Genomic DNA, 25,480 nt, shown 5'->3' with positions numbered 1-25,480 from the left:
GGATTTAAACCCCTTTTGATTTTGTTATCTGATATTTTTGTTGTCCAGAAGTTGTTTTTTGAATAGCCTTAATGCTTGTAGTTCCCTTATTAATATGGTGTAGAAATAATGTTCCAAGTAATATTCTTTCACTTCGTGGTATTCTGTTCCACTCATAGCCTTTAAACAACTCTTTTACTAAAAATATTTCTTCTTCTTTTAAATTTGCCGTTTCCTTAATAGCTTCATTTAATAATTCATTAACATCATTCATATTGCTCACCCCTCTTATAATAACCTTGCCGACAACATTGTTAATATCATTATACATTTTCTTTTTCCCTTTTACAATGTAATTAAGTAGTAGCAACTAGAAGTATATATTAAGGAATCTTATATATAATTTTATATTTTACGCTGACATTAGCCACATAGTGCGGTAATATAGATATATAAATCAAATACTTGGCTTAATGCCTGCTTTTAAAAAACTTTAATAGCAAGCACAGTAAGTGTAGACACACTTACGAGAAAATTGATGAAGCGGACCCCTCTAGGCTCGCTTCTTTTTTATCCAATTTTCTACTTGTTCCTATCGGAATGATTTAGGGGTCACCCCTAATACCCTGTTGTAAATGAAAAAGAAAAGGAGAATTCGTATGGCAAATAGACTTAGAAAAAATGATATTCATGTAATGGTTACTGATGAGGAGAAAGACCTTTTTAACAAGAAACTTGAGATGAGCAAGTCAAAATCTATGGGACATTTTATAAGGAAAAGTGTTCTTGAAGCCCCTATATTTGTAATTGATATGAATGTTTTTAGAAGGCTACAAACTCTTATAGGAAAAAACTCTAATAATCTTAATCAAATTGCAAAGAGGGTAAATAGTACAGGAATAATCTATAGAGAAGATATTGAGGATCTAAAAAAAGAAAATGATGATATATCAAGAGAAATAATAAAAATTCAAAATATCCTAACAAGGAAATATATGAATAGGTCTGATTGATATGGCTATTACAAAGATCCACCCTATCAAATCCACCCTTAATCTTGCTATTGATTATATTACAAGTGATGATAAAACTGATAAACAAATATTAATAAGTTCAGATGGTTGCTCTCCTGCAACTGCCCATTTACAGTTCATGAATACTAGGGAAACCAATGATACTAGAGGGACAGTTTTAGCTCGGCATTTAATACAAAGTTTTGTTCCTGGAGAAGTAAGTCCTGATAAAGCACATGAGATAGGGATTGCCTTAGCCAAAGAAGTTTTAAATGGTGAATATGAATATGTACTAGCCACCCATGTAGATCGTAACCACATTCACAACCATATTATTTTTAATAATGTTAATTGGAAGACAGGAAAATGCTATCAATCTAACAAGCGAAGTTACCATAAAATAAGATACCAAAGCGACAAGTTATGCAAGGAAAACAACCTAATTGTTATAGATGAATATTACGAAAAATATAAGAAGAAATATAAGACCAGGGGTAAATCCTATAGGGAATATCAAGAAGATAAAAAGGGAGCTTCATGGAAAAGCAAACTCCAATTCGATATAGACAGAGCTATTAAAAAAGCTAAGGATTGGGAGGACTTTCTCCATCTTATGGAGCAATATGGCTATGAAATTAAACATGGAAAACATATTGCTTTCAAAAAAATAGATGGGCAACAGCGTTTTACAAGGGCAATGAGGATAGGGGAAGATTATACTGAGAAAAGATTAAAAAAACGTATCCTAGAAGAAGTTGATATGAAGAACAAGCGTCCTAAAGCTCCTTTTAAGCCTTTAGATAATGTCATTGATATAAGTGCCAATGATAAAGCTAAAAGCTCTCCTGGATATAAATATTGGGCAACAAAGCACAATCTGTCTACCATGGCAGATACTATAAACCAGGTTAGAAATGAAGGTTTTAAAACACGAGAACAGCTAGAAAAAGCTATCCATGAAAAAGCTACTGAAGTTCAAAATCTTCTTACAGAAAATAAAGAAATAGAAAAACTTATAGAAGTAAAAAAGAAGATTATGGAGAACCGCTATACTATAGAACAATATAAAGAAATCCATAAATATGCTAAGGCACACCCTGAAGATAAAGCTTTCATTAATGAATATAACCCTCAACTTATGCTTTATAAAAAGGCAGTTGCTGAAAGTTTCCAAGACTCTAATATTCTACCCACTACCAAGCAAATTTATGAAGACCTTGAAAAACTTCATACAAAAAAAGAGTCTCTCATTGAGAAACTCAGTCAATCTCGCCAGGAGCAGGATAGGCTATATAAGTATAAGAAAAACTATGATAATTATTTGGGGAAAGGGGTCGAGCGTTAATAGTTCTACCTCTTTTAACTAAATTAAAATAATTATATATAATTTCCTAAATTATTAATACATTTTCTTTAACCCATTCAGCAATATATTCAGCCATTAAAGGAGGAACAGCATTTCCAATCTGTGTGAAATTAGATGTTCTCGATCCTTCAAAAAAATAATTATCAGGAAAGGATTGAAGTCTAGCCGCTTCTCTTATCGAAAGAGATCTGTTTTCTTCCATATTAGGATGTATATAATAGTGTCCATCCTTTGCTATGTGGGCAACTATGGTCTGTGAATAATTCAAATCCCCTGCAACTACTTTAAATCTATCTAAAAAAGATTTAGTATTTTTATGAGTAATAAGTTCATCTGGTAAATCTGAATATTTTAATCTTTCATCTTTTTTATTCCATAACTCTACTGCGATTCTATAAATATTCAGATCTCTATCATTATTAGGCCTTGAAATATGGTGGGTCAATAAATCCTCTTTATCTCTTATTTTTGTATATAACAGTGCCTCTGTTGCCTTATTTCTATATTTAAAGTCTTTATACACCTCACCTGATTTAATTGATGGTAAATCATTTAAAAAATCTTCCACCATGTAGATATTCCCTTTGTTTTCAGGATATTTAAAATCATCTACATTCAAACCTTTTTTAAAACCCATGATTATTACTCTTTTTCTATTTTGAGGAACCCCAAAATCAAAGGAATTAAAATCAAAAGATTGTATATTATATCCTGCTTCATCAAATTTTTCTTGAATATCCTCAAATATTTTTCCATTTTTGGCAGTATAAATACCTGGAACATTCTCAAACACAAACACTTTTGGCTTATATTTTTTTAAAAATTCAACATATAATTTGTATAAATAATGCCGTTTATCATTATTATTATTTGACCCTGTTCTAGATCTACCTATTACTGAATAAGCCTGACAAGGTGGTCCGCCTATAATTACATCCAGGTTTTTTCCCCTATTAATTTCAAGTTGTTTATCAATTTTCTCAAATAAAAACGGTAAGTTTTCATAAGAAATTTCACAATTTATAACTGAATTTTTAATATAACTAGGAATTTTTTCTAAAAACTTTTCTCTTTGTTCTCTTCTTTCTTTTACAGATAAGAAATAAGTTTTCTGATATTCTCTATAAATATCTAATTTGTTCTCTTCCTTCAAATAATAATATACCATCCTAGTTTCGAGCGTTTCTGCGGCTGATTTATTAGACTCAATATGAGCTATACCTTTATATCCCAGTCTTGCAAAACCTTCTGATAAGCCTCCCGCCCCTGCAAATAAATCTAAATAATTCATTGTTCACCTCCTCTATCTTTTAATTCGTCTAAAATAATGTTTCTCTATTAAAGTATTAAATATTAATCTTATTTCTTTTGCCTTTTCCTTAGAATTCAAGATTACACCCAATTCTAAATTTCCCTCCATACCATTGTAAGATAAGTTAGATGAAGTAATTATTGACTTCTCATTGTCTATAGTTAATACTTTTGCATGTAGAGATTGAGTATGATTTTCTGCCCCAATATATTCATAGACGAAAGCCCTACTATTATCTAATTTAATAATCTTGTCCAATAAATCACTTTTGCTAGCATAATCATTTACATACATTTCTACATAGATTCCTTGTTTGATTTTTTTCTTCAATAAATTAATTAAACTACTGGCATACTCACTTAAAGAATAGATAGAAAGAATAATACTCTCTTGGGCACTTGAAATATACTCTTCAAAAACAATTTCGGTATCCCTACCTGGTAACCCAGATATACTTGGTCCCGACCATATTAATTGCATCTTTTCCGAATTTGAACGACTATAAGCCTTAGCCATTAAGTATAAAAAATTCAACTTTTCTTCTGAGGATGAGTTAGGAAATAGCTTATTTAGTTCTTGAAAAATTGTACTTCTAGAATCAAGAATATTAGTTGAAACTTCTCCTTTAAATAAAAGGCCCTCGATAAAATATCTATGGTTAAAAAGAAGCCCTTCGAAAACATCTAATCTTAAAGACTTATCCCACATACTTCCCTCACCAACTTTTCAAAATAACCCTTGAAGTTTTTTTCCTGAGTAGGTACTATTGTCCGCCTATCCAAAAGCCTATTTCCATTTTCACAAGCTGTTTCAGGAATCATTAAACATGCATGACAACCTGCACCATTTAAATTTTCATTACCTGGGTAGGTTTTCAAACATCCAGGATCTGCTGAACATATCAAGGCATTTTTAAGTGCATTGATCAAAACATCTTGAAAATTATTAATTTTCCCCATTTCTTCTAAGCCACCTAAGGTTCCTTCTGAATCACCACTTGCTGTGTAGATCAATAGCCCACACATGTTTTCACTATAGTATATTCTTTCCTGTAATTCTGTTGTAGAATACCCACTTCTTAAAGATAACTCTCTTATTAAGGCATGTGATAAACTATGGAGTAATACATATACCAAGTCACGATTTTGCCTATACTCCCATCCCTTGCTTTCCACATGTTTCCTATATTCATTATCATAAATTTCTGATATAGCTTTGGAATCAAAATTTGATAACCAATTTTCAATTTCTTCTCTATTTAATTCTAGAAATATACCCTCGCCACTAGTCCTAACTGCTGGTAGCCAACCCGTATCTTTACCCGCTAGATTGACAACACTTGCAAAGTTATCATTATCTGGGTCTGGGAAACTAGCTCTAGTAAAGCCTTTTAAAGCCATAATTTCTCTGACCTTTTCAATTCTAATTAATCTTGTAAAATATATTTTTAGATAATCAGGAAGGTCTTCTTCACTAGCTAGAAAACTTGAATAATTTTTTGATACTGCTTTATGGTTAAGAATAGAATTATATTCAGATTCTTTTATTTCACTATATTCAGAAGCACCCTCAGCAATTTTTTTGTATATCTCAATAAATTTCTCAAAGGTCATAAGATTTTCTTCTAACTTTCTATAGGCAACTTTTAAGCCTCGCATTTGAGCTTTTTCATAATCAAAAACTTCATCATCTAACTCAGCCTCAATTTTTTTATCTTCAATATAATTATCAATTTCTACCTTCATCTTTTCAACTATTTGAAATAATTTATCAGACCAAGGCGGTATTTCTAAGGCAGATCTTACGATTGAAAAATATACATTTGTGGCACCTCTTAAGCTAGGTATGAGGTCAGCTGAACATTTGTCATTTGGATTAGAAGGCCTATGTGCATGCCTACCCTTACAAGAGTAATCTGAAAATGTTGCCTTTAATAAGGCATCCCCCATTGTTTTTCTAGCTTTACAACTTTCATTATCACAAGATAAAATCAAGGAGCTTAATGATGATGTATAACTTGCTGACCTTAACCTTATCTTTCCTTCACATTGAGTCTTCCCTCCATGCAAATATTCTCTATAAGGAAACTCATCAATATGCCCATTTTCGCAAAACATAATAAATCTAGAAGGGTAGGCTCTAAAATCACAATCAGGACATCTAGGCCCCTTACTATCATAGATTTCAGGGTTTCCAGTTACTGACTCTGATAGTTGAAAAACTAAATTACATTTAATATTAGAGCAAACGTGCCAGTCAGGAAATATAATAACAGGAAAAGAGTTTTTCCCTTGCTTCGGCTCTAAGAAATATCTAACTCCTAAATAAGAAGCTAATTTATTAAAATAAATCCTTCTATATTCTTCCCCGTCATTATTCCAGTAGTTAATATCTAAACCCATAACAGAGTCTTCCTTGGCATCTATAATAGAACCAGGCCCAAAAGTTGTTATAATTTGATTTTGACTTAAATTACCTATCTCCATGCTAATCCCTCCAAAGGTACAAACCAGATTCTTTTTGAACATTCCTCATGCTATTTAGTGTTTCTTTCTCATAATAATATTTACCAAATGACCCGTAAGTCTTTAGTAGTCTCTGAACTCTCCCTGTCATATATCCAACATGATGATAGCTATAGTAATATAGGTTTTTCTCACTTCTAGAAAGTTTTTTCCACTCATCTAAGAAATATATTAGATCTTCTTTTACTTTTTCTAGGTTATTTGGAGCTACAATTTTTACCCTATCTAGAATTTTATTTATAACATTATCGATCTCTACCTGGTCTATGTTCTCAATATTTCTTGCCCCCATTTTTGTTGTTCTCAATTCTTCATATTCACTTCTTAAAATTGCTATGAAAGCAGCATGTAAGGTTCTTTCTCTTGCTCTCGCAGAGAAGGGAGTAGCTGATGTTCCTTCCACATACCTATAAAGGTGTGAATGGTAGGCCGTAAAATTTTCATAATGGGATAAATCTCTTGCCCTGTAGGGATTATAAATTGTTACTACTAAACCTGGACTTTGCCTTCCCACCCTAGAAGTAGCTTGGATGTATTCAGCACTTGTTTTAGGTTGACCAGTCACTACCATTAGACCAAGCCTATCTACATCCATGCCTACTTGTATCATATTAGTCGCAACAGCTATATCTAGAACTTCCTTATCGTTTCCCTGGTTAAGTTCTTTCTCTAGTCTTTCTAATACTTGAGGTATTTGCCAAGATGATTTTCGTGATGTTATCTCATCATAGCTTAGAAAACGTCTTGCTAAATGATCGTTATTTTTTTCTTTTAAAATAAGAGTTCTATCTGGTATATCGTCTTGTATAAGTCTAACCGCTCCACCTAATTCTCTTTTACTATTATAATATCCAATTAGGGTCCAGTAGGCATCAATATAATCCTTATACAGTGGGTCATCTTTATATCTAAAAGCGGTTTGTAACAATACTGCATAAACTCTCAAGATCGTTGTTTTCATAGATGCAAAAGGTGAACTTATCCCCAAATATAGCCTGAATGGATCCTTATCTAAGGATATCTCCTTTGAAAAAAAGGAGTCATCTGATTCATGTCCACTTGGTGGAAATTGATTATGCTTTCTACCATATAAAGCTCTCACTTGATCCTCTGCATTTTTTATTGTTGCTGTAGAAGCTATATATTTTGGACTAATTTTTTCTTCACCAGTATAGACAGTACAAAGCTCATCTATTGCCATCTCATAATTTCCATATATAGTTCCTAAAGGCCCTGTTATCAGATGTAATTCATCCTGTAATATTAATTCAGCTGGATAAAAGTTCCTACAAGGTTTTTGCTTTTGTTCAAATAGATGTCCCTTATGGACACAATTAGTCACCTCTTCTTCATCAGTGGATAAAAAACTCCCACAATCTAGACATTCAATATCCCTTTTCCCAAACAATAAATGTACTCTTTCTTCAAAAGTTATCCTTGCAAACTTGTCCACTGTACCAATTATAATCGTCGGGGTTTTGCTATATATTTCTTCATCTACTAAATATACAGGTATAGGCCTTTTATTAAAAAAACATTCCTCTCTAGAGCACTTGATAGTGAAGCTTTTATTTACAGTATCTAGTTCATAAGATTTTTTTTCATCTAAAATTTCACCGCAGCAAGGACACTTTAGTATTTGAGATCTAAGATTTCTCTCCTTATATTTTGCTTGACCCGCTGTATTATACTGACCTACTTCTAAATCTTTAAATTTATTCACAGTAACCCCACTACCAACCCAGAATCCAATTGAAAATTCCTTTTCTCCATATAGGCCATCTTCCCTTATCCTAATCATTTCACAAGCAGATACAAGTTTTAGGATTCTGTCCCTTTGCTGTGTGGTTAAAAGCCTTAAGGTATAACGGATGATTACTGTTACTCCACCATCTTTATCATAATCCTGACATTCATCAGCTGTTAACCTTCTATAAGCCATTAAAAAAGCTATAATACCAAGATAAGCCTCTGTCTTACCCCCGCCTGTCGGGAAAAATAAAAGATCTAACAAATTCCTTTCATCTGATTCTGGCTCTACAATGCTTTTTATGTTCAATAAAATAAAGGCAATTTGAAAAGGTCGCCAGTATGAATGATTATTCAAATAGTTTTCTAAATTATCTTCGGCATTCTCTCTTTTAGAAAATAAATTCATCCCTCTAGATAGATGCATAGCTTCATTCATAAAGGTAAAGGCTTGATAGGCTTTGTCATTTCCCCTAATAATATTTAATCCATTTATCATCCTATCTAAATTCTCATTGCATATTTTTATCTTATCTTTCCCAATAGATAGGTACTCTTCATCCTTCATATACTCGTGAGATTCTAATCGACTTATCCATAAAGCATAATCCCCTAAAATTTCCTCTAATTCTTGGAAAGTACTTTCTCTTTTTTCTGACTTAGAAAAATCTAACATGGAGAAATAGCCTTTATACTTATCTAAATTTAAATCTACGCCATTTATCTCTTTTTCTGGTATAAAATCACTTTTAATTATTCTAGCAGTATTACCATCTATATTAGTCCATGTAGCAGCACAACCATAGCCCCTTGCAAAAATTGGTTTCCTATTAAAAAAGTAATCTTCTTCCTCTTTCATCCCATAAGCTAAATTTTCTGATACAAAGCCTAACTTGTTATTCATCACCTCAAGTTCTACTTGAAAAATATTTTTTGCTACATAGTCCTTTATTTTATGTCTCTTATTTTCAAGGTAGATAGAGACCATCCTATAGCCTGTGTCTAATCTATGAACAATCCAAGACAAATATATATCCTTTTCAATATGTATGCCTGAAATATTGCTTGACTCCACATTTATTTTTTCTTGAAAAGTCTTTGGAAATCTTAAAAAAGAATATTTGCCTTCCTCTTCACGTCCTAAATAATCTGCCCATTTCATATTTACAATCACTTCATTATTTCCTTTGAAAAGAAAAAATTTTAGACCTAAAGAACCTTGCTTATTTTTACTTATATAAAGACTATCATCAATTTCTAAATCCTCAATTAAATCATCTTCGGAATCATTTTCAGAAAATCCATCCTTATCTAGAACAAATGAATAATCTTCTCCTTCTGGAGATAAACGTCCCATAATATAGCTAGATGTAGGACTTTCCCTAAGCTCTTCATTTTCCTCATAAGGTCCTATAAGGTCAGTTCTCAAACTATCTATAAATTTTTGCCTAAGATCTTTATATACAAGCCTCACTAGTATCCCTCCCTATTTAAAATTTTCTTTTAAACTTATAGCTAATTCCCCTCCAAACCTATCAAAAGAAAACATATTACTTTCCTCCAAAACTCCTACATCAATACTATAATCAAAAGGGAACATTAAACTATCATCAATCAACTCATCAAAGGATAAATAAAGCTTATCTTTTAGATGGATTAAAGTAGCTACAATCAATATTATTGCTCTTTCATCATCAATCCTATGCTTCTTCACCTTATAAACTCCTTGCTTAACTGTCTCAAGAACATTAGTATCTCTCATAGTCCTAATGTTTTTAGGTATAGCATGGATTAAGGTTGGTCTTTCACCCCACATATCCGCCATTTTTTCTCTTATAACTTTACTAGTTATTTCTATTTGCATATATTCTAATTTGCCAATAACAGATACAATATCTTCAAAGACCTTGTAGGTTATGAGTATCATACACCAATGAGCAACAAGTCTTAAGTTGCTGTTGCTGGATTTAGCTACTTCTCTAGCATAATCTTTAATTTTTCTATTTTCTTTATCATCCTCAAGCCAAATATTAGATAAAATATTTGCGGTTTTTCTAATATTAGTATTGTCATCTATATAAAGTCCAATATACTCTCTTAAATTTTCCCTCACCTTTTCAAAGTCATCTTCATTTTCCATAAATTCTATTGTTTTATTCAAATAACCTAATGATATATTTCGTGACATTCCAACTTGTTTACTCATAGTTATCTTCTCCCTCTATCTTTATAAAAGGTACAATAACTTCCTCTATTGATATCCCACCATGAGACATTATTCTTGCATTTTCAAGTGTCAAAGCTTCATCATCTCTAGATAATAAGTAAGAATAGTCTTTGGGTAGATAGTAGCCGGGATATTCAAGGAGATTATAGTCCTCAATTAGTTCCTTAGTTTCAGCATAATCTTTAATAATCATCATTTTCTGGGATTTTGTTTCTACTTCAATGCCCATACCTCTTGGCCTACCAATCCCAAAAGACTCTTTATTACCATGGTCAGAGCCAATATAAACTTCAAAACCAGATTCTAATAATTTTCCTATCAATTTATTCAACTTCCCTGTTTGAGCCATTCTTGTAATATCTGAAATATGCCCCTCCATACCATACATTTGTCTATGTACCATGTCGTCAATCTCATTAATAACCGTGGTTATGAAGAAATCTTTAAAGGAAGGATCTAGGTCATATCCCCTGTAATAATTAATAAGGGATTCCTCCATATATTCTTCCGCTTTGCTATAATATTGCTTCTTTTCGTTTACTAAGCTAAAGGGCTTTTCAAGTTCTTGAGGTAGAAGCCCTGCCAATAAGCTTTGCCTTGATATGGAAGTTACTGTTGGTATCATGGCAAAAACAAAATTTGTCTTAGCCTTATAATCCAAATATCTTTCTAAAACCATCCAGTCGCTAATGGACATACCATCTAAAACTATAAAAGCAGTTTTCTTTTTTCTTCTTAAGAGAAAATCCATGGCCTTAGAAACAAGTATTGGGCCCTTATATGTAGATTTCCCACTTAGACTTCCAAAATCTTTGAAAATATAAGCTTGAAACTCTTTTGAAAAATCAACAAAATCTTTTTTATCTAAATCAAGTTTCCCTATAATTAAATTCCTTTTTGCATTTATATATGCTATTTGAAACCATTTTCTATAATCATCAGCTTCTTTAAGTAGCTTATTTAAGTCTTTTTCTAACTTTTTTAAATAGGCCACCAAGTGTTGTTTTTCATAAATAACTTCCTCTAGAAACTTATGAGTCATTTCTTCAGAACTATAATCTTCATAAGTATTTTCATAAACAATAGAAATATAATCCCAGTCTAAAGCTCTTGTTTGGTTTAAAATTAACCTATTTAATCTAGGAAAGATTTCTCCATAATTCAAATTACAGATTGAAAACCACTTTATAATATCATAAGCTACATAAGTATCCTCATTAAGAACCAAAAGAACTCTTTTTAAATCTCCTGCCTTTATTTGACTTTCAAAAACATATCTGAATTCTTCTACATCCTTGTAAAAAATTATACTATAACCCTCTGCCTCTATGGCATCTATTATCCTTTCTTCCCCAAGTATCTTATCAGGATCTTTAACTAAAATATAATCTTTATAGGTCAAGCCTAGGATGCTTTTTATTTTTTCTACTAGCATAATTACTTCACCAACTCCGCAATAAAAACTGGAAACAAAATAGGTACAAGACCTTTTTTATCTTCATAGTCTTTTTTTATTTCTATTGATTCTTTATCTAAAGCTTTTAACTTTGAATTTCTAATATTGTCTATGCCTATTTTCATAGCAGCTTCTTTTTTAATTTCTATAGAGTGTTTGTATTTTCTATAGTTATCCTTATTTTTCAATTCATACTTGTTTTTAAGAACCAGGAAATTATCATAGGTTATTTCTTCAGCCACTTTACCAATTCTCTCATATAAAGAAGTCTCTAACCTTGACACACCAATTAGCTCAATGTTATCCTCTTCCTTATAAAGCTCTTCCCATATTCTTCTACCAGACATTGGTCTATATAGCATCTTCTTAGTCAAGAAAAGGGGAATATACTCCCTATACTGTCTTTCTTCTCCTAGCGATATCTGCCAAATCGAAAAATAACCATCCTCATTAGGAAAATTCCTGATGGAAAACTTAGGGATTGAGTCTAAAATGTGCCATTCTAAATCTTTATTAATATGTTTTTCAATTAAAGGATTATTTAAAGACAAATTTTTCCTAGGCAAAGTTAAACCTTTACTAGCCTGATAATAATCTAGTATTCTATTAAGATTCTTATCTAAATCAAAATTACTTTCACTATAGGACTCATCAGACAGATCTTTATTATCTCTAATAATTTCCTTGTATTGATTCCTTATTTTAACTTGTTTTCTAAATTCCTCTTCAAATTTGTTTACATTATGTTCAATAAACTTTTCATCACGAATAGATTTCATATATATATCAGTAAAATCCATTTCAGCCATCTCATTATCCAAGAGATCAGATAGTTTATTTATGCCTGTTTCATCTAGGATAGTTGCTAATTTACTTTCTAAAATAGATCTTACCCTATTTTCAACAGTGTCTATATTTATAAAATTATATACCAATACATCTTTTTCTTGGCCAATTCGATCTACTCTACCTATTCTTTGTTCTATTTTCATTGGATTCCAAGGAAGATCATAATTTATGACAATATTAGCAAATTGAAGGTTTAATCCTTCTCCCCCTGTATCTGTAGAAATTAAGATTTTACTTTCTTCCTTAAAATCCAACAATATCCTGTCTCTTTCTTCCATGTCCATAGAGCCATTTAGAATAGATATGGAATAACCCTTATTATTCAAAAACATCCTTAAATACTTTTGGGTCTCTACAAATTCAGTAAAAATAATAGCTTTCATTTCATTATCTTTAGAATAAAGTTCATCTAGATATTCTAGAAGCCTCTCTACCTTAGCATCTAAGGCTTGATATTCTGCTTGTTTTGCTAGAGAAAGGATTTCTTTTAAATCCTTAATTTCATTTTTTATATCTATTGATGCTAATTCCAAAGCTTGTCCCATACCTTCTTCTAAATCTATATCTGCCAGATCATCAAAAGACAAATTATGAATTCTTACCTGCTGACTTTCTAAAATCTCTATTCTTCTACCAATGGAATCCTTAATAGCTGCTGTAGAGCTGGTAACCAACCTCTGCATCAAGACCATAAGAAAGCCAATATAAGATTTTTTCTCTTTTATTGCTCTATTGTATCCGTTTTTTACATATTCAGTTACCTTATCATAAAGCAAGCTTTGGTTACTGTGTTTTTCTTCCCATTTAACTTCTACTAATTGTGTTTTCCTATCCTTAAATAATCTCTTTCCCTTGTTATCTATAGCTTCTCTTTTCTCAGTTCTTATTATATATTGACTAACATTTTCCTTTACTAAAGACTGATAATTAGGAAAAGCATCTTGGTCTAAAAGTCCTAATAGCCTAAGAAATTGCTCAGTTTTTCCTGAATGAGGAGTTGCAGTTAGAAGCAATAAATAAGGACTAGCCTTACTAAGCATTTTTCCCAATTTATATCTAGCTACTTGGTCTGAACTTCCAGCCAATCTATGAGCCTCATCAATTACAATTAAATCCCAGTCTGCTTCTATAATTGAATAAATTCTTTCTTCATTATACTTATGAATTTCATCTTGAGTCCATCCTGCTCGTCTTTCTATAGGTTTAATGGAATCTATGGGACTTATCACCTGGTCAAATTGATTATAAACTTGGTCTTTATTTATAATCCTTTTTATAACCTCATACTCAGAGGGTAATATTATGTTGAAATATTCATCAAACTTTTCTTTTAGTTCCAAATTCCATTGGGAAACTAGGCCTTTAGGGCAAACTATTAATATTCTCTTAATTAATCCCCTGGCCTTCAACTCTCTAATTATTAGGCCTGCTTCTATCGTTTTACCTAAACCTACTTCATCAGCTAAAACATAGCGAATTCTAGATTCTGATAAGGCTCTTTTGAGGACATAAAGCTGATGGGGAAGGGGAATTACCCCTTCCTTTAAAGATGTTAGCATCCCCTGGGAAATCTCCTGTAAAAGCTTAAGTAATACTATCTTGTATTTAATATAGTTAGCATCTATTTCTTGATCCCATTCCTCTAAGACCCTGTCAGCTGATAAGAATTCAATCTTCTTTTCCTCTGGATTGTAAACTTTCAGGGATGAATATCCCCATGTTTCAAAAACTTCTAAAACCTGTACTCTTTGTCCGTTTTCAATTTTCTTAATCCATTGACCCAATTCATACATTTTATCCCTCATCCACTAATCTATCCTACTGGAGGATATATCATAGTACATCAATAGTTTATCGTCTTCTTGTAAAACATTTTCTGGAATTCTATCTCCCATCTTCACAATAAGCTCATAATTCTTTTCTTTCCAGAGTTTGGCAAACCCTACTCTAACTGCCTCCGTTCTAAAGTTTCTTAACTTGCCTTTAGAATTGAGATACTCTTCAAATTCCTTAAGTAGTTTCTTCTCCCTGAGTTTTTGAATATCACCTGACTTAGTTATATCTGGTATATACCATTTTTCTTCATCATCCTGCAGAAAGTTTTCCTGTAGAAGGTCTATTAATTCAGGCATCTTTTCATGCCTAGCTGGCTTAGCTTCTTTCATAAATTTAGGTTGAAGCTCACTGTAGGTCTGTGGTGTTTCTAGCTGGTAATATAGCCAAGCACGAGCTGATTTTTCATCATCAACAAACATATCAAATTGAATCTCTGGAAGGTCTGACTTAATCCTAGCATCATCATATTCGTTTACCTGGTCTGAAAGGAAATACATATTATCCCTTTTTATAAATCTTTCATCCAATCCATTGAAAAACTCTTGTATATCTAGCGGAACAGAGACACCATTAACAACATGGTAGGCAATCATTCTATCAAATAGTGAATGAGCATCTCTTTCAGCCACTCTTTCTAAATAGGAGCCTCTTTCAATTACAACAGGAAGTTTTTCTAAATGTTCCCTAACAAAATCCCAGACACTTTCTTCAGAGCCTGCTTTTTTTATAAAGTTCTCAACAAATCCTTCCCTAGGTTTATAGGCGGATATTACTAGATCTTGTTTTACAGTTGAAGAATAAGATAATTGTTTTGTTGTACCTTTCTTTTTATCCAAAATTCTTACATCAGCTACAATAAATCCTGCTTTTATTAATGATTCTTGTATAGCATTCCAAACTGAGTTTTGAGAATTGGAAAATTCTACTGTCATCCACCTATTAGGTTTTAAAACTCTATAATATTCTTTAAAGCACTCAGTCATTAGGGACTGATATTCAGACAAGCCTTTACCTTGCACATTATTAACTATAGCCTCTGACTTGTTATTTGTGAGTATTTTTAACCATGATTCTATAATGAAATTTAATTCAGAGTAATTTAAATTAGCACCAAAAGGTGGATCTGTAAATATATAATCAATAGAATTACATTTAATATTAGATATATTATTCATTGATTGTGTCGTTATACATGATGTCGTATGTGATGACCCTGCCTTACAAATTGCCTGTAACTTATCTTTCAATAGATTCAATATATTAATTTCAGCTTGAAAATACGGTATATATAACGTTCCAGATAGAGGCCCTACATGCCTATTATGATTTGGCATGTATCTATTCATTTTTGTAGTCCTAGTATATATTGAAGTAAACCAATAAAACAGATGTTCCCTTGTCCTATTGTTTTTTACTTGTTTTATTTTATCAAAACATGCAGAAAGCACTATTAAATTACGAAGTGTATAAAAATGATAAACTTTATAAAAATTATGCGATCTTTTGGGCTGCTCTGTATTAAAACCTTCTGGTATTAAGTTAATTGGGTACCATTGTAAATATTTAAGTGCTTCATTCTCTATCACATTTAATAAGTCGAGATCGTTCTCACATGGAGTTTTCTTATATTGTTTTTTATCAACTGTATATTTAACCATAACTGGTTTCTGCTTTGCTTTATTAATTAGCTCTCCAGATTCTAAATCTGCAGTATAAATCATTGCTCTCTCTAATTCTTTGACTGAAATTTCTAAGTTACATATACTACAATTTCCACTTTTTAATTCTTTATTATTTATTCCACCTACAAGAACATCCCATATTAAAACCTCATTATTACAATTAGGGCAAACAAATACATCTGACCAAACTGTATAATTTATCCTACCTTTAACTGGCCCAGCCATATCATAAACTTGCTTTCCATTTTCATCTACATGATTGGTATCGTACATCCAACCTAATTCCTGTTCACATTCATCTAGGATCCTATTAGCCTCTTTTTCAAATTCTTCCATATTTACAGGTGTGTTATAGTTATGGGCAATAAATGTAGCTGCTGGGGATAAATCATTAAGTATAGCCTTCCTTGCTCCCCATTTAATATTTGATATTTCTTTTTCTAATTGAAGTTTAAATTCCAAATCAGATTCCGGATTACCGCACATTTGCGCTGCCACTCCAGTCATACCTGTACCACAGAAACCATCAAAAACAATATCTCCAGGGTCTGTATAATGAAGTATATAACGCATAATAGCTTTATGCGGAACTTTGGTATGATATGCATGGGCCATGTAAATAGGGTGGTTCTTCCCTTCAGAAACATCCGCTGCAAAAGGTTCCCTATGGTAGTCATCAGTTTCTTCATCGTAAGGAGTACCAAACTCATCTATAAAATCATTTATAAAAGGATTAGGGCAGGCAGTATAATATGGTGGGGCAGAAAGTCCTATTATATCCTCATCTTGTCCTAGAGGAAATCCTTCTATATCTCTCAACTTATCTAGCTTTTCTTTATCTAGCACTTTGCCTTCCTCAAATTTATTAGCCATTTTGCTCCTCCTCTTTTATTATGATGTTATAGTTACTTTCTTCGTCCTTTAATATAATTCTCAAGTTTTTAGTGTCCATATTTTTAATTTGCTGGTCTATAAAATCTGAAATCCTTTCTTTCAAATTTTCGACCGTGGTTGGCCCAATTTTTAATAGCTCTTTTGATAAATCATCTAGTTTTATTGTCACCTTGTTTAATTCAGAAAATAGAAGATTAAAGCTCTTTGTAAAATTAGGTTCTATCACTTGAGGTAACTTTTTTTCTCCCATAAAGGCTTCAACTATTTCTTTTTCATTCTTGTTAAGTAAATCCATGTTTTCTAAAACAACTGGGTCTTCTATATATTGGATTAGTAGGTCTTCCCACTGAGAAAGCAGATTAACTATTTCCTCTTCTAGTGAGTCAATCTTATTATTATAATCAATATCCCCAGTTAAGTCTTTTAATTTACAATGTCTACAAACAGGAGTATCCTCTAGCTCTTTTACTTCCAAGTCATAGCAGATTTTTAAGTCTGACATGGTTTTTTCAAGGACATTTAATTGTCCTACAGAAAATACCCCTTCAATATTTTTCAATCTGTTCAAGCTAGTAATTTCATCTGAGTTTTTTAATTCATTCAATTTAACAGCCGATTTATGATTAAGTCTAAGTTTTTGGTGTTTTTTAATATAAAAATCAATATAATCTTTTTTTATTTCCTTTAAGTCTGATGTAATATGGAAGCTGACATCATCTAATTCTTTTCCTTCTTTTAAACTGTCTCTTTGATCCCTAAACTTTTCTTTTGCTTGGTTAATTCTTTCCATAAGTTGACTTGGCAAGTCCATAGTTTCTATATTAGAAATATAGTTGATTAGGTTTCCAGTAGAATTTCTTAGTTCTATATAATTCTTTATCAAGTCAATGGTTTCTATACCCTTCCCAATCTCTTCAATCCTTTCAAGAGTCAGGTTTAGGTTATTGAATTTGGCAGGAGTATTATACTTGCTGGCAAACCCTCCAAATTCATCTACGACTATAGATATATCTTTCTCATATTTCTCTAAGAAATGGTCTTGAATAAGAGGCTCTCCCCAAAGATTAAAATCATTATTTATTACTTGCTTAATATTTATAGCCTTACCAGCCCAATCTGAGCATATTTCTAATATTTTATCTAGGCCCTTTTCCAATTCCTTAGGATTTGCAGCTAGTCCAGTGGGAAGTTTTAATATTTCTAAAATCCTGCTTATTTCTACCATTGCAGCCTCTTTCGGCTTTGATATATATTTAAACTCTTGCATATCCATATTGCCTAACCTAGCTGTTATCTCCATATTAGAAGCAGATAGTATCCTATTATCCTTTAATGTAATAGTAATATGACCTGTATAAACTAAGGCTAAGAGAACTGGTGCAAAATATCCTAAATCTATATTGAATTTTTTTACTATGCTGTTACCATACACTTCTTCTATAAAATCTGAACGGTTGAGGACGCCCTGCCTTGGTAAGTCTTTAACTAGTTTTACTATTTCCATAGCATATTTAGAATTGGTAACATCAATGTTCCCGTCTCTTATTAGTCCAAATGAATCTAAATATTCTAAAACATCTTGGCTTAGCTTACCTGCAAAGCTCTTAATTACCCTCTCTAAAACTCCAGCCCTATTTTCTATGGTAATCTTATTTTTGAATTTGGGAAATTCTAGGTATTTTCCTTGAAAGCTATTTTCTAAGGCCATGGAAGATGCTAGGTCAATAGAGCTTTTTAAATCTGTTTGTAGCCTAGACTTGCCTCCTGTTGCCTCTATTAAAGTTTTTTCACTGCCCTGATATACAAGTGAGAAGCAGGTGTTTTTGTTTTCATTAAGCCATTTCAACAAATTCTTTCTATAAGTTTCGACCTTTTTCCCATATATATTTTTTGTGTTCTGCTCTGCAGCATCTTGCCTCATGGCACTAGCTGCTGCAAATAAACTTAAATTTTCATGGAATTCATCATTATTTGTAAATTTAAATAGAACCTCATCTGGTTCTGGATTCTCTATCTTAGATTTATCAAGATATGGAGGCAGAATATAGATATAAAAATCTCTTGGTGGCTGTGCTGTAGATCTTTCTGTAGGTAGCCCCATAAAGAGATAGCCTTCCCTATACACATTTCTTGATTCCCAATTTAGGGTATACTCATATATGTCAAAGTTAGTCACATACTGCTCAGAATCCCAGTCCAAAGCACTATAAATTAGCCTATTAAAATATCTATTAAAATCCTCTGGAATCATCATATCCACTTTTTGTTGAATCTTGGCATCATAGTCTATGTCTTTTTTTAAGTCTAGGAAATACTGTCCGTTATCTTTGTTATGCTCAATAAATTGCCCACTAACTAGGGTTATAACCTCATTGATTGAAGTTTGTACCGTTGCTAAAAGAAAGTCAGCATCTAATTCAGGCATATTTTCCATAAAGAGGCATAGGTCATCTCTTAAATCCTCAGCTGTTAACCCTATCCTAACATCTATACCACTAGTAGTTAACCTATGAACGCTAAGAGCATACATTATTTGCAGGGCCATCTCCTTATAAATTTGCTTTCCTCTAGGAAAGGTTTTTTTGATTTTTTCTTCTAGAACCCCACTTTTCTCCATTACTTCTTTTACTTCAAATTCAGATTTTCTAGCATAATTGTCTTTAATAAAAGTCCAGTATGAATCAAAGGATATTATTCCAGGAGCTTCCTCTGGAATATCTTGATCTAACAAAGCTTCAACTGTTAAAGAAATAGTTCTTAATACTTCCCTGTTTTCAGCTATATAAACCCTATTGAATATATCTATGTAGGCAGGATGAATAGGGTAAAGATCCACATAATCATCAATTCTTTCTGACATTCCTGAATAAAGTTTATGATAGGGTGCAAGATGGTCTCTTACCATGGCTTTTTGTTCACTGCTTTTACCTAAAATTCTTTCCGATACCACATAAGCAGTATCTTCCTTCCTAATTATAACCTGTTCAAATCTATCCTTAACCCTATTAAGGGAGTTAGCAACAAAGGAAAAAGTAGGATTTTCAAATAGTTGCTCTTGTATTCCACAGATTAGTCTAAACCTAGAGTCTTTTATAAACTCTCCCACTTCTCTTAGAAAGTTTAAATCTAGTATTAATTCTTGTTCCTTACGGGTTCTAAGGTAGTCCAAAAGCTCATCTACCACTAGTAAATATCCCTTATCTGGATATTTATCTTCAAATTTATACATCATTTCAATTAATGCTTCTTTATTGTTAGTAATTTCATCAGCTTTGGGAAATTTGAATGTAACTCCTCTCTTTCCCAAATCCTTTTCCAACTCAGCAATAATAATATTTCTAAGAGAATTGCTAACAGAGCCAATTTCAATTCTTAAAACTTCAAATTTACCGGCTACTTTTTGGGAGTGGCCTGCAAATTTTTTGTTTCCTAAATAATTAAGATTCTCATCATTATTTGCAATAGCTGATATAAGGGACATCAAATGACTCTTACCTGTTCCGTAATTACCTACTATAAGTACCCCTTTATTATCTATCACTTCATCAAACTGCAATTCTTCCAAGATACCACTATTAAATTTTTCTGCCATTTCATCAGACATAACATAAGATTCTACTAAATTTTTAGCCTTAGTTTCGTCATTAGCATCTTTTAATTGAATTACTGTTTGAATGGGATTAAAATTAATAATATCAGAATATTTCATTCTAAAACTCCTCTCTATTTGACAACTACAATTTTATGATCATCAATATTATATCTTTGGTAGTCAGGATAATTTACTTCAGAATATTCTAACTCCCTGTTTTTTAATTTCCCAGGCCACTCTATAAAGATTAACCTATTTCTAGATAAATTTATAAAGTAGTTTAATATATTGAGTTTATACTCTGGGTTAAATAATATATCTAAATTTTTTACCAAAATATGTTCTGTTTGGGCTCTAGCTAATATATTAGTAAGTTCATCTAAAACTTTACTATTTCTAACTTCCATAGGGTATTCTTTAAGCCCTAGACTTAAATCTAAGCCTAGATTAATTATACTTAAATCCTTTATTTCCTTGTATTTTAAAAATTCATCATACTTCATACATATTACGACTAGTGTTTTATTTCTTTTTACCAAATTTAAATCAAAATTGTATTTTGTGTATAGCTCACCCATATTAGTAATCGTCCTCTATACTCAATATTTTATTTATTACTTCTAATCTTCTCTTCCCACATTGTTGCTTTATAACAGTTGTAAAAGTTTTATCCTTTACTATTTTAGAGGAGTTGTTTTTATAAAGATATTTTATGGCTTTAATAAGGTCGTTTTCATCAATTTCATCAGACCAATAAGAATCTACTACTTTATTAAGAACTTCTCCTAACTCTCTTTGAGTCTTATAAAACATTTTTATTTCCATATTGCACCTCGCAATTCTTATTAAAATATTATCTAATTCTTATTTTACTATTACATATACATTTTTGCAACAAAAAAATAGGGCAGACCGAAGCCTGCCCATATCCAGTAGTTGCTTATACCACTGTCCCTATATCTCCCTATCCTTTTTCTTATCCCTTACCTCGTTTTGTAGCTTATCTCCACTATTCTTTGCAACCTTATCTTTAAGTTTGTTAAGCTTTTCAATAGTAGATTCTTTTTTATTATCTTTTATAGCATTTGTTTTTTCAGAGTTTTTTTCTTTGCTCTCTTCAGATATATTTAACTTACTTGCTTCAGCCCAACTTATAAAATCAATATCGTGGAAAGATTTATCTAGTGGATAATCTTCTGCAAAATCATAATCTATATCATACATAGCATTAGATAAATCTGTATAAGCATCTACAAAGCCATCTATTTTATTAAAAATTTCTTTCTCCTTACTTGACATTTCAATTGGCTCAATATCCTTTTCTCTACCACTTGTAATATCATACTCTAGGTCATATATAAGTTCATCAAAGTAGTCATTGATTAGATTTACTCCATCGTTATTCATAAATCTGTCATAAAGTTCATCTAGTAGTTCTGGATCCTCTATACCATTCTCTATAGTAATCATAGCTTTAACAAAACCTTCATAGTCTTCATCTACTATTTTATTTATTTTATCAATTACTGTACCATCTTTTTTCTGAGGATATTCATAAGAGTAGTTACCTTGATTCCAAAAGAATTTATCATTATCACATTGTAAGCCAGAAACTTCAACAAATTGTCTTCCATCAAATAAGACAGCATTATCCTTATCTACATCTAAAACAATGGTTTCATCCGATAGTGCAGTTTTAATTTTATCTCCTACTTCTACAATAGTCTTTTCACCATCATAGATGGACTTGTCCTCCTTCACAGTTGACATTCTTTCCATCTTATCCTGATAGCTTATATTATTGCTTAGAAAGCCACTAACTTCTTGTGAAAAAGATAAGGTCTTCTCCTTACCCACTATAAAATGGTCTAGAAACTCCAAGTCAAAAATTTCAGTCATGTTTTCTAATCTCTTAGTCATGGCTATATCTTCACTGCTAGGAGTAGGATTTCCACTAGGGTGATTATGAAACACTGCAAATCCTTTTACATCTTGATAGTTGAACAATGTTCTAGCCATAATCTTTAAGTCTACAATTGAAGCATCTGTAGACCCCTTAAAAAGCTCTTCAGCTCCAATTATCTTTTCATTACTATCATAGATTAGCATACCAAAGACTTCTTGTTGATGGTGTTGAAACCCTATTTTTAATAACTCCTTTATTGCATCTGTATCTTCTACTACATTTAAATCTATTAACTCATTACTAGCTAGATAACTTGTAAAATCCTCATATTTGTTTTTCAAACTATAATCCTTTTCACCATAAACCACTTCTGAATCATTAGCCAATCCATAAGACATAGATGGATAGTAGGTTTTCCCTGCCTTTTTAGATAAAAAACTATTATTTTCCTTTCCATAATTTATGGTATCCACAACTTTCATACCTATTTTTTCAAAATAATCTTTAGTTTCTTCCATTCTATCATATGGAGTCTCACTAGAAAAAGCCATGAATACCCTATTAGCCCCTGCCATTAAACCTTCCTTTAAAGTTTCCTTCACACTGTTTTTCCAACTTAGCCTAGTTCTCTTTAGATGAACAGGATGATTCTTTGTATTTACAAAAATAATAGTCCCGGTATCTTTAGTAGGTAAGTTTGTTGATTTTATATAATCTACTAAGACATCAGGACTATCTATTGCTTTTTTATTGTTTTTAATATTGGACTTGGCATAATCTAAGAATTCTAAAAGAGGTTTTATCTCATCATCCTGTCTTTTTATTTTTTCATAAAGTTCTTCCTTGCTATTACAATTAAATTCCCTATATAAATTTTTTTTCATTCCTATCCACCTCCCTATCAAGGCCTGTAGAATAGCTTTCAAATAATTCCTTTATCTCCCTAACCTTTTCATCCTCTGGATTTTCCCTAATATAGTTCATTATTTCACCATAGCTATTAAGACCAAAGTATTCCAGTAGCTTGTTTTTTTCATTAAACATAATATTCCTCCTTACGGTTTTCATTTATAATTCTCTTTAACAATGTATTTATAGTTTTTAAAAAGAAAAAACTTCGAGTTTCCTCAGAGCTTGTGTCAGTGTATCAGGGGGCTACACCCCCTAATAACCCCTGTGGACTTTATTTTTAATAAATTCATAGAATTTACCAAAAATAAAGTTTTATATTATCTTGCACCCTTATCCTTTTCCTTGTCTATGTCCTCCTGTGATAGACTAAATTCCTCCCTAACCTTTGCCTTATACTTTTTAAGTTTTCCAAGTGTAGACTCCTTATCATCTTTTTTTAGACCATCTACATCATAGGTAGATTCAAAGTAGTTGCTGCTCCTAAAGTCATTGTCATACCTATCTGGTATACCATCATTATCTAGGTCTTTTTCAAGTGGGTCATAATAATTTCCATCATCATCTATTTCAAGTCCTAATTTTTCCCTTAAATCATTTTCATCAACCCTTACATAGTCATTAAACTCCCCATACTTAAGGTCTAAAAGAAAGGCTTCAAGAGCTTGTTCCTTATTAACTGTCCCGCCATCTTCATCTTCAAGATAACTTCTATGAGATATTTCTTTATTATCTACATATTGTGTCCAGGAATAATCTTTAAGGCTTATTTCATACTGTATTTCATGGTTACCATCCTCTGTAGTTGTATAGGCAAGCCCAATATGTCCTTCATCTGGAAAAAGTGTATTAAAATCTTCATAAGCATGATCTTCGCCAAATTCTTTATTTAAATAATCAACTATGGCTCTTTTAACATCTTCAATGAGTGGACTTAAGTTTTCCAATTCCTCTACTTCACCCATATCTAGGAGTTTATTGATTTCAGCCAGTCTTGCTACTTTGTTTTTTAGTTCCTCCGCTTTATCAAAAGGCTTCTTTACTTCTTCTTTGGCAATTTCAAATTGTTCTTTAGTAGCTACAAGCCTTTCTTCAAACCTTTTTAGACTATCTGGAATTTTATCTATTACATTGTCCATCCTTGTAATGTTTCCATCTCTATTTTGCCCTAAGTCCCCATAATGATTATTAGAGCCTTTTAGATTAAAGTTATGTTCATTAGTTATAACGCTATAGGTTACTTCTATAGGAAATCCCCTATATTCTCCAATAACCTTCTTATCTCTAAGTTTTATTCCTTTAATAGCTTCTAGGATTTTATCTCCTGCTATTTTTCTATCCTTTATTTCTTCATCACCAATTTTAATTGAAGTAAATTTATTATCTCCTGTACCCTGTGGCTCGGTTCTAGCAATATCCTTTTTTGCTCCCTCAATCGATTTTTCATATTTCTCAATTTCTCTAGGATAGGTCTTAATAATTTTATCTTCAAGACTATAAAGATTGCTCTTATAGTTTCCTTCTAACATCTTTAATTTTGTAACTTCAATATCTAAGTCCATCTTTTCTTTTATAAGGGGATTACCTGTTGCTAAGGCTTTTATTTCAGCATAGGATAGGGTATTCTCATCAACATCTTCTGCCACTCTAGCGGGTGTTTTTGAGGTCATAATTTGAGAAATGAATTTTTGCTTATTTTCTATGGTTTGCCAGAGGTAGCTATCAAAGGTGTTTTCAGTAACATACCTAAATATTTTTACCTTATCATTTCTATTGCCACGCCTTACAATACGACCTGCCCTTTGCTCTAAGTCAGCTGGCCTCCAGGGTACATCAAGGTCATGAGTTGCTATAAGCCTTTCTTGCACATTAGTACCTGTTCCCATTTTTTGAGTAGAACCTAAAAGAATTCTAACATTACCTTTACGTACTTTTGAAAACAATTCATCTTTTTGCTTTTCTGTATTGGCATCATGGATAAAGGCTATCTCTTTTTCAGGAACCCCCATATCTAAAAGTTTTTCCTTTATATCATCATATACATTAAAGCTACCATCATTTTTAGGTGTTGACATATCTGAAAATACCAGTTGCGTTGAACGATTATCCCTTGTTTTATCCCATATGGAATAAATATTTTTAACACATACATTGACCTTGCTATCTGGATCATCTGGTAGTAGGG

At 31.8% G+C, this 25,480-nt stretch carries 17 protein-coding genes; 2 read left to right on the top strand and 15 right to left on the bottom strand.

All coding sequences use genetic code 11. The features are described from left to right. Positions 1–4 precede the first annotated feature (4 nt). Positions 5–253: a single-stranded DNA-binding protein gene (locus C3E90_RS12880; protein ID WP_026254112.1), complete on the bottom strand. Its 249-nt coding sequence runs from the start codon at positions 251–253 to the stop codon at positions 5–7. 385 nt (positions 254–638) lie between these two features. On the opposite strand from C3E90_RS12880, the gene C3E90_RS12875 reads away from it, so the two are divergent. Further along, complete coding sequence (locus C3E90_RS12875; protein ID WP_018579542.1) at positions 639–992, top strand: plasmid mobilization protein; 354 nt, start codon at positions 639–641, stop codon at positions 990–992. A 1-nt stretch (position 993) separates the two neighbouring features. After that, entirely contained in the window at positions 994–2,337 is a 1,344-nt protein-coding gene (locus tag C3E90_RS12870) for a relaxase/mobilization nuclease domain-containing protein (RefSeq protein WP_018579543.1), read from the top strand. A gap of 46 nt (positions 2,338–2,383) precedes the next feature. Here the strand turns inward: C3E90_RS12870 and C3E90_RS12865 are convergent, their stop codons facing one another. The 14 genes from C3E90_RS12865 to C3E90_RS12800 all read right to left on the bottom strand — a co-directional run. Next, complete coding sequence (locus tag C3E90_RS12865; protein ID WP_236916076.1) at positions 2,384–3,649, bottom strand: DNA cytosine methyltransferase; 1,266 nt, start codon at positions 3,647–3,649, stop codon at positions 2,384–2,386. Between the two features lie 12 nt (positions 3,650–3,661). Then, on the bottom strand, positions 3,662–4,378 hold the full coding sequence (locus tag C3E90_RS12860) for a phospholipase D-like domain-containing protein (protein WP_236916075.1): 717 nt from the start codon (positions 4,376–4,378) through the stop codon (positions 3,662–3,664). Continuing rightward, positions 4,360–6,156, bottom strand: coding sequence for a DUF1998 domain-containing protein (gene drmB / locus C3E90_RS12855; RefSeq protein WP_236916074.1), 1,797 nt, complete (start codon positions 6,154–6,156; stop codon positions 4,360–4,362). The genes C3E90_RS12860 and drmB overlap by 19 nt, the downstream gene beginning before the upstream one ends. Position 6,157: 1 nt before the next feature. Beyond that, on the bottom strand, positions 6,158–9,418 hold the full coding sequence (gene drmA / locus C3E90_RS12850; RefSeq protein WP_236916073.1) for a DISARM system helicase DrmA: 3,261 nt from the start codon (positions 9,416–9,418) through the stop codon (positions 6,158–6,160). Between the two features lie 12 nt (positions 9,419–9,430). Next, entirely contained in the window at positions 9,431–10,150 is a 720-nt protein-coding gene (locus C3E90_RS12845) for a hypothetical protein (protein WP_236916072.1), read from the bottom strand. Beyond that, positions 10,143–11,606: a PglZ domain-containing protein gene (locus C3E90_RS12840; protein ID WP_236916071.1), complete on the bottom strand. Its 1,464-nt coding sequence runs from the start codon at positions 11,604–11,606 to the stop codon at positions 10,143–10,145. Before C3E90_RS12840 ends, C3E90_RS12845 begins: the two co-directional genes overlap by 8 nt. Before the next feature lie 2 nt (positions 11,607–11,608). After that, positions 11,609–14,269, bottom strand: coding sequence for a DEAD/DEAH box helicase (locus C3E90_RS12835; protein ID WP_236916070.1), 2,661 nt, complete (start codon positions 14,267–14,269; stop codon positions 11,609–11,611). Between the two features lie 15 nt (positions 14,270–14,284). Next, a complete protein-coding gene (locus C3E90_RS12830) occupies positions 14,285–16,867 on the bottom strand; it encodes a DNA methyltransferase (protein ID WP_236916069.1) in 2,583 nt (860 codons plus the stop codon). Next, complete coding sequence (locus tag C3E90_RS12825; protein ID WP_236916068.1) at positions 16,860–20,597, bottom strand: DUF6079 family protein; 3,738 nt, start codon at positions 20,595–20,597, stop codon at positions 16,860–16,862. Before C3E90_RS12825 ends, C3E90_RS12830 begins: the two co-directional genes overlap by 8 nt. Positions 20,598–20,611: 14 nt before the next feature. After that, positions 20,612–21,058 carry a BREX-3 system P-loop-containing protein BrxF gene (gene brxF, locus C3E90_RS12820; RefSeq protein ID WP_236916067.1) on the bottom strand — a complete coding sequence of 149 codons (447 nt, stop codon included), beginning with the start codon at positions 21,056–21,058 and terminating at the stop codon, positions 20,612–20,614. Position 21,059: 1 nt separating this feature from the next. After that, entirely contained in the window at positions 21,060–21,305 is a 246-nt protein-coding gene (locus C3E90_RS12815; RefSeq protein ID WP_236916066.1) for a TIGR04540 family protein, read from the bottom strand. 129 nt (positions 21,306–21,434) lie between these two features. Next, positions 21,435–23,270, bottom strand: a complete 1,836-nt coding sequence (locus C3E90_RS12810; protein WP_236916065.1) for a JAB domain-containing protein — start codon at positions 23,268–23,270, stop codon at positions 21,435–21,437. After that, positions 23,251–23,430, bottom strand: coding sequence for a hypothetical protein (locus C3E90_RS12805; RefSeq protein WP_236916064.1), 180 nt, complete (start codon positions 23,428–23,430; stop codon positions 23,251–23,253). The genes C3E90_RS12810 and C3E90_RS12805 overlap by 20 nt, the downstream gene beginning before the upstream one ends. Positions 23,431–23,615: 185 nt before the next feature. Then, the coding region (locus C3E90_RS12800) for a helicase C-terminal domain-containing protein (RefSeq protein WP_236916063.1) at positions 23,616–25,480 on the bottom strand (1,865 nt) is incomplete at its 5' end.

Origin of the sequence: Clostridium sp. Cult2, assembly GCF_021655075.1 — a bacterium.
In the GTDB taxonomy this organism is placed as follows: Bacteria; Bacillota; Clostridia; order Tissierellales; family Tepidimicrobiaceae; genus Schnuerera.
The sequence above is the reverse complement of the archived record's forward strand: the minus strand, read 5'-3'. Positions and strand labels throughout refer to the sequence as shown.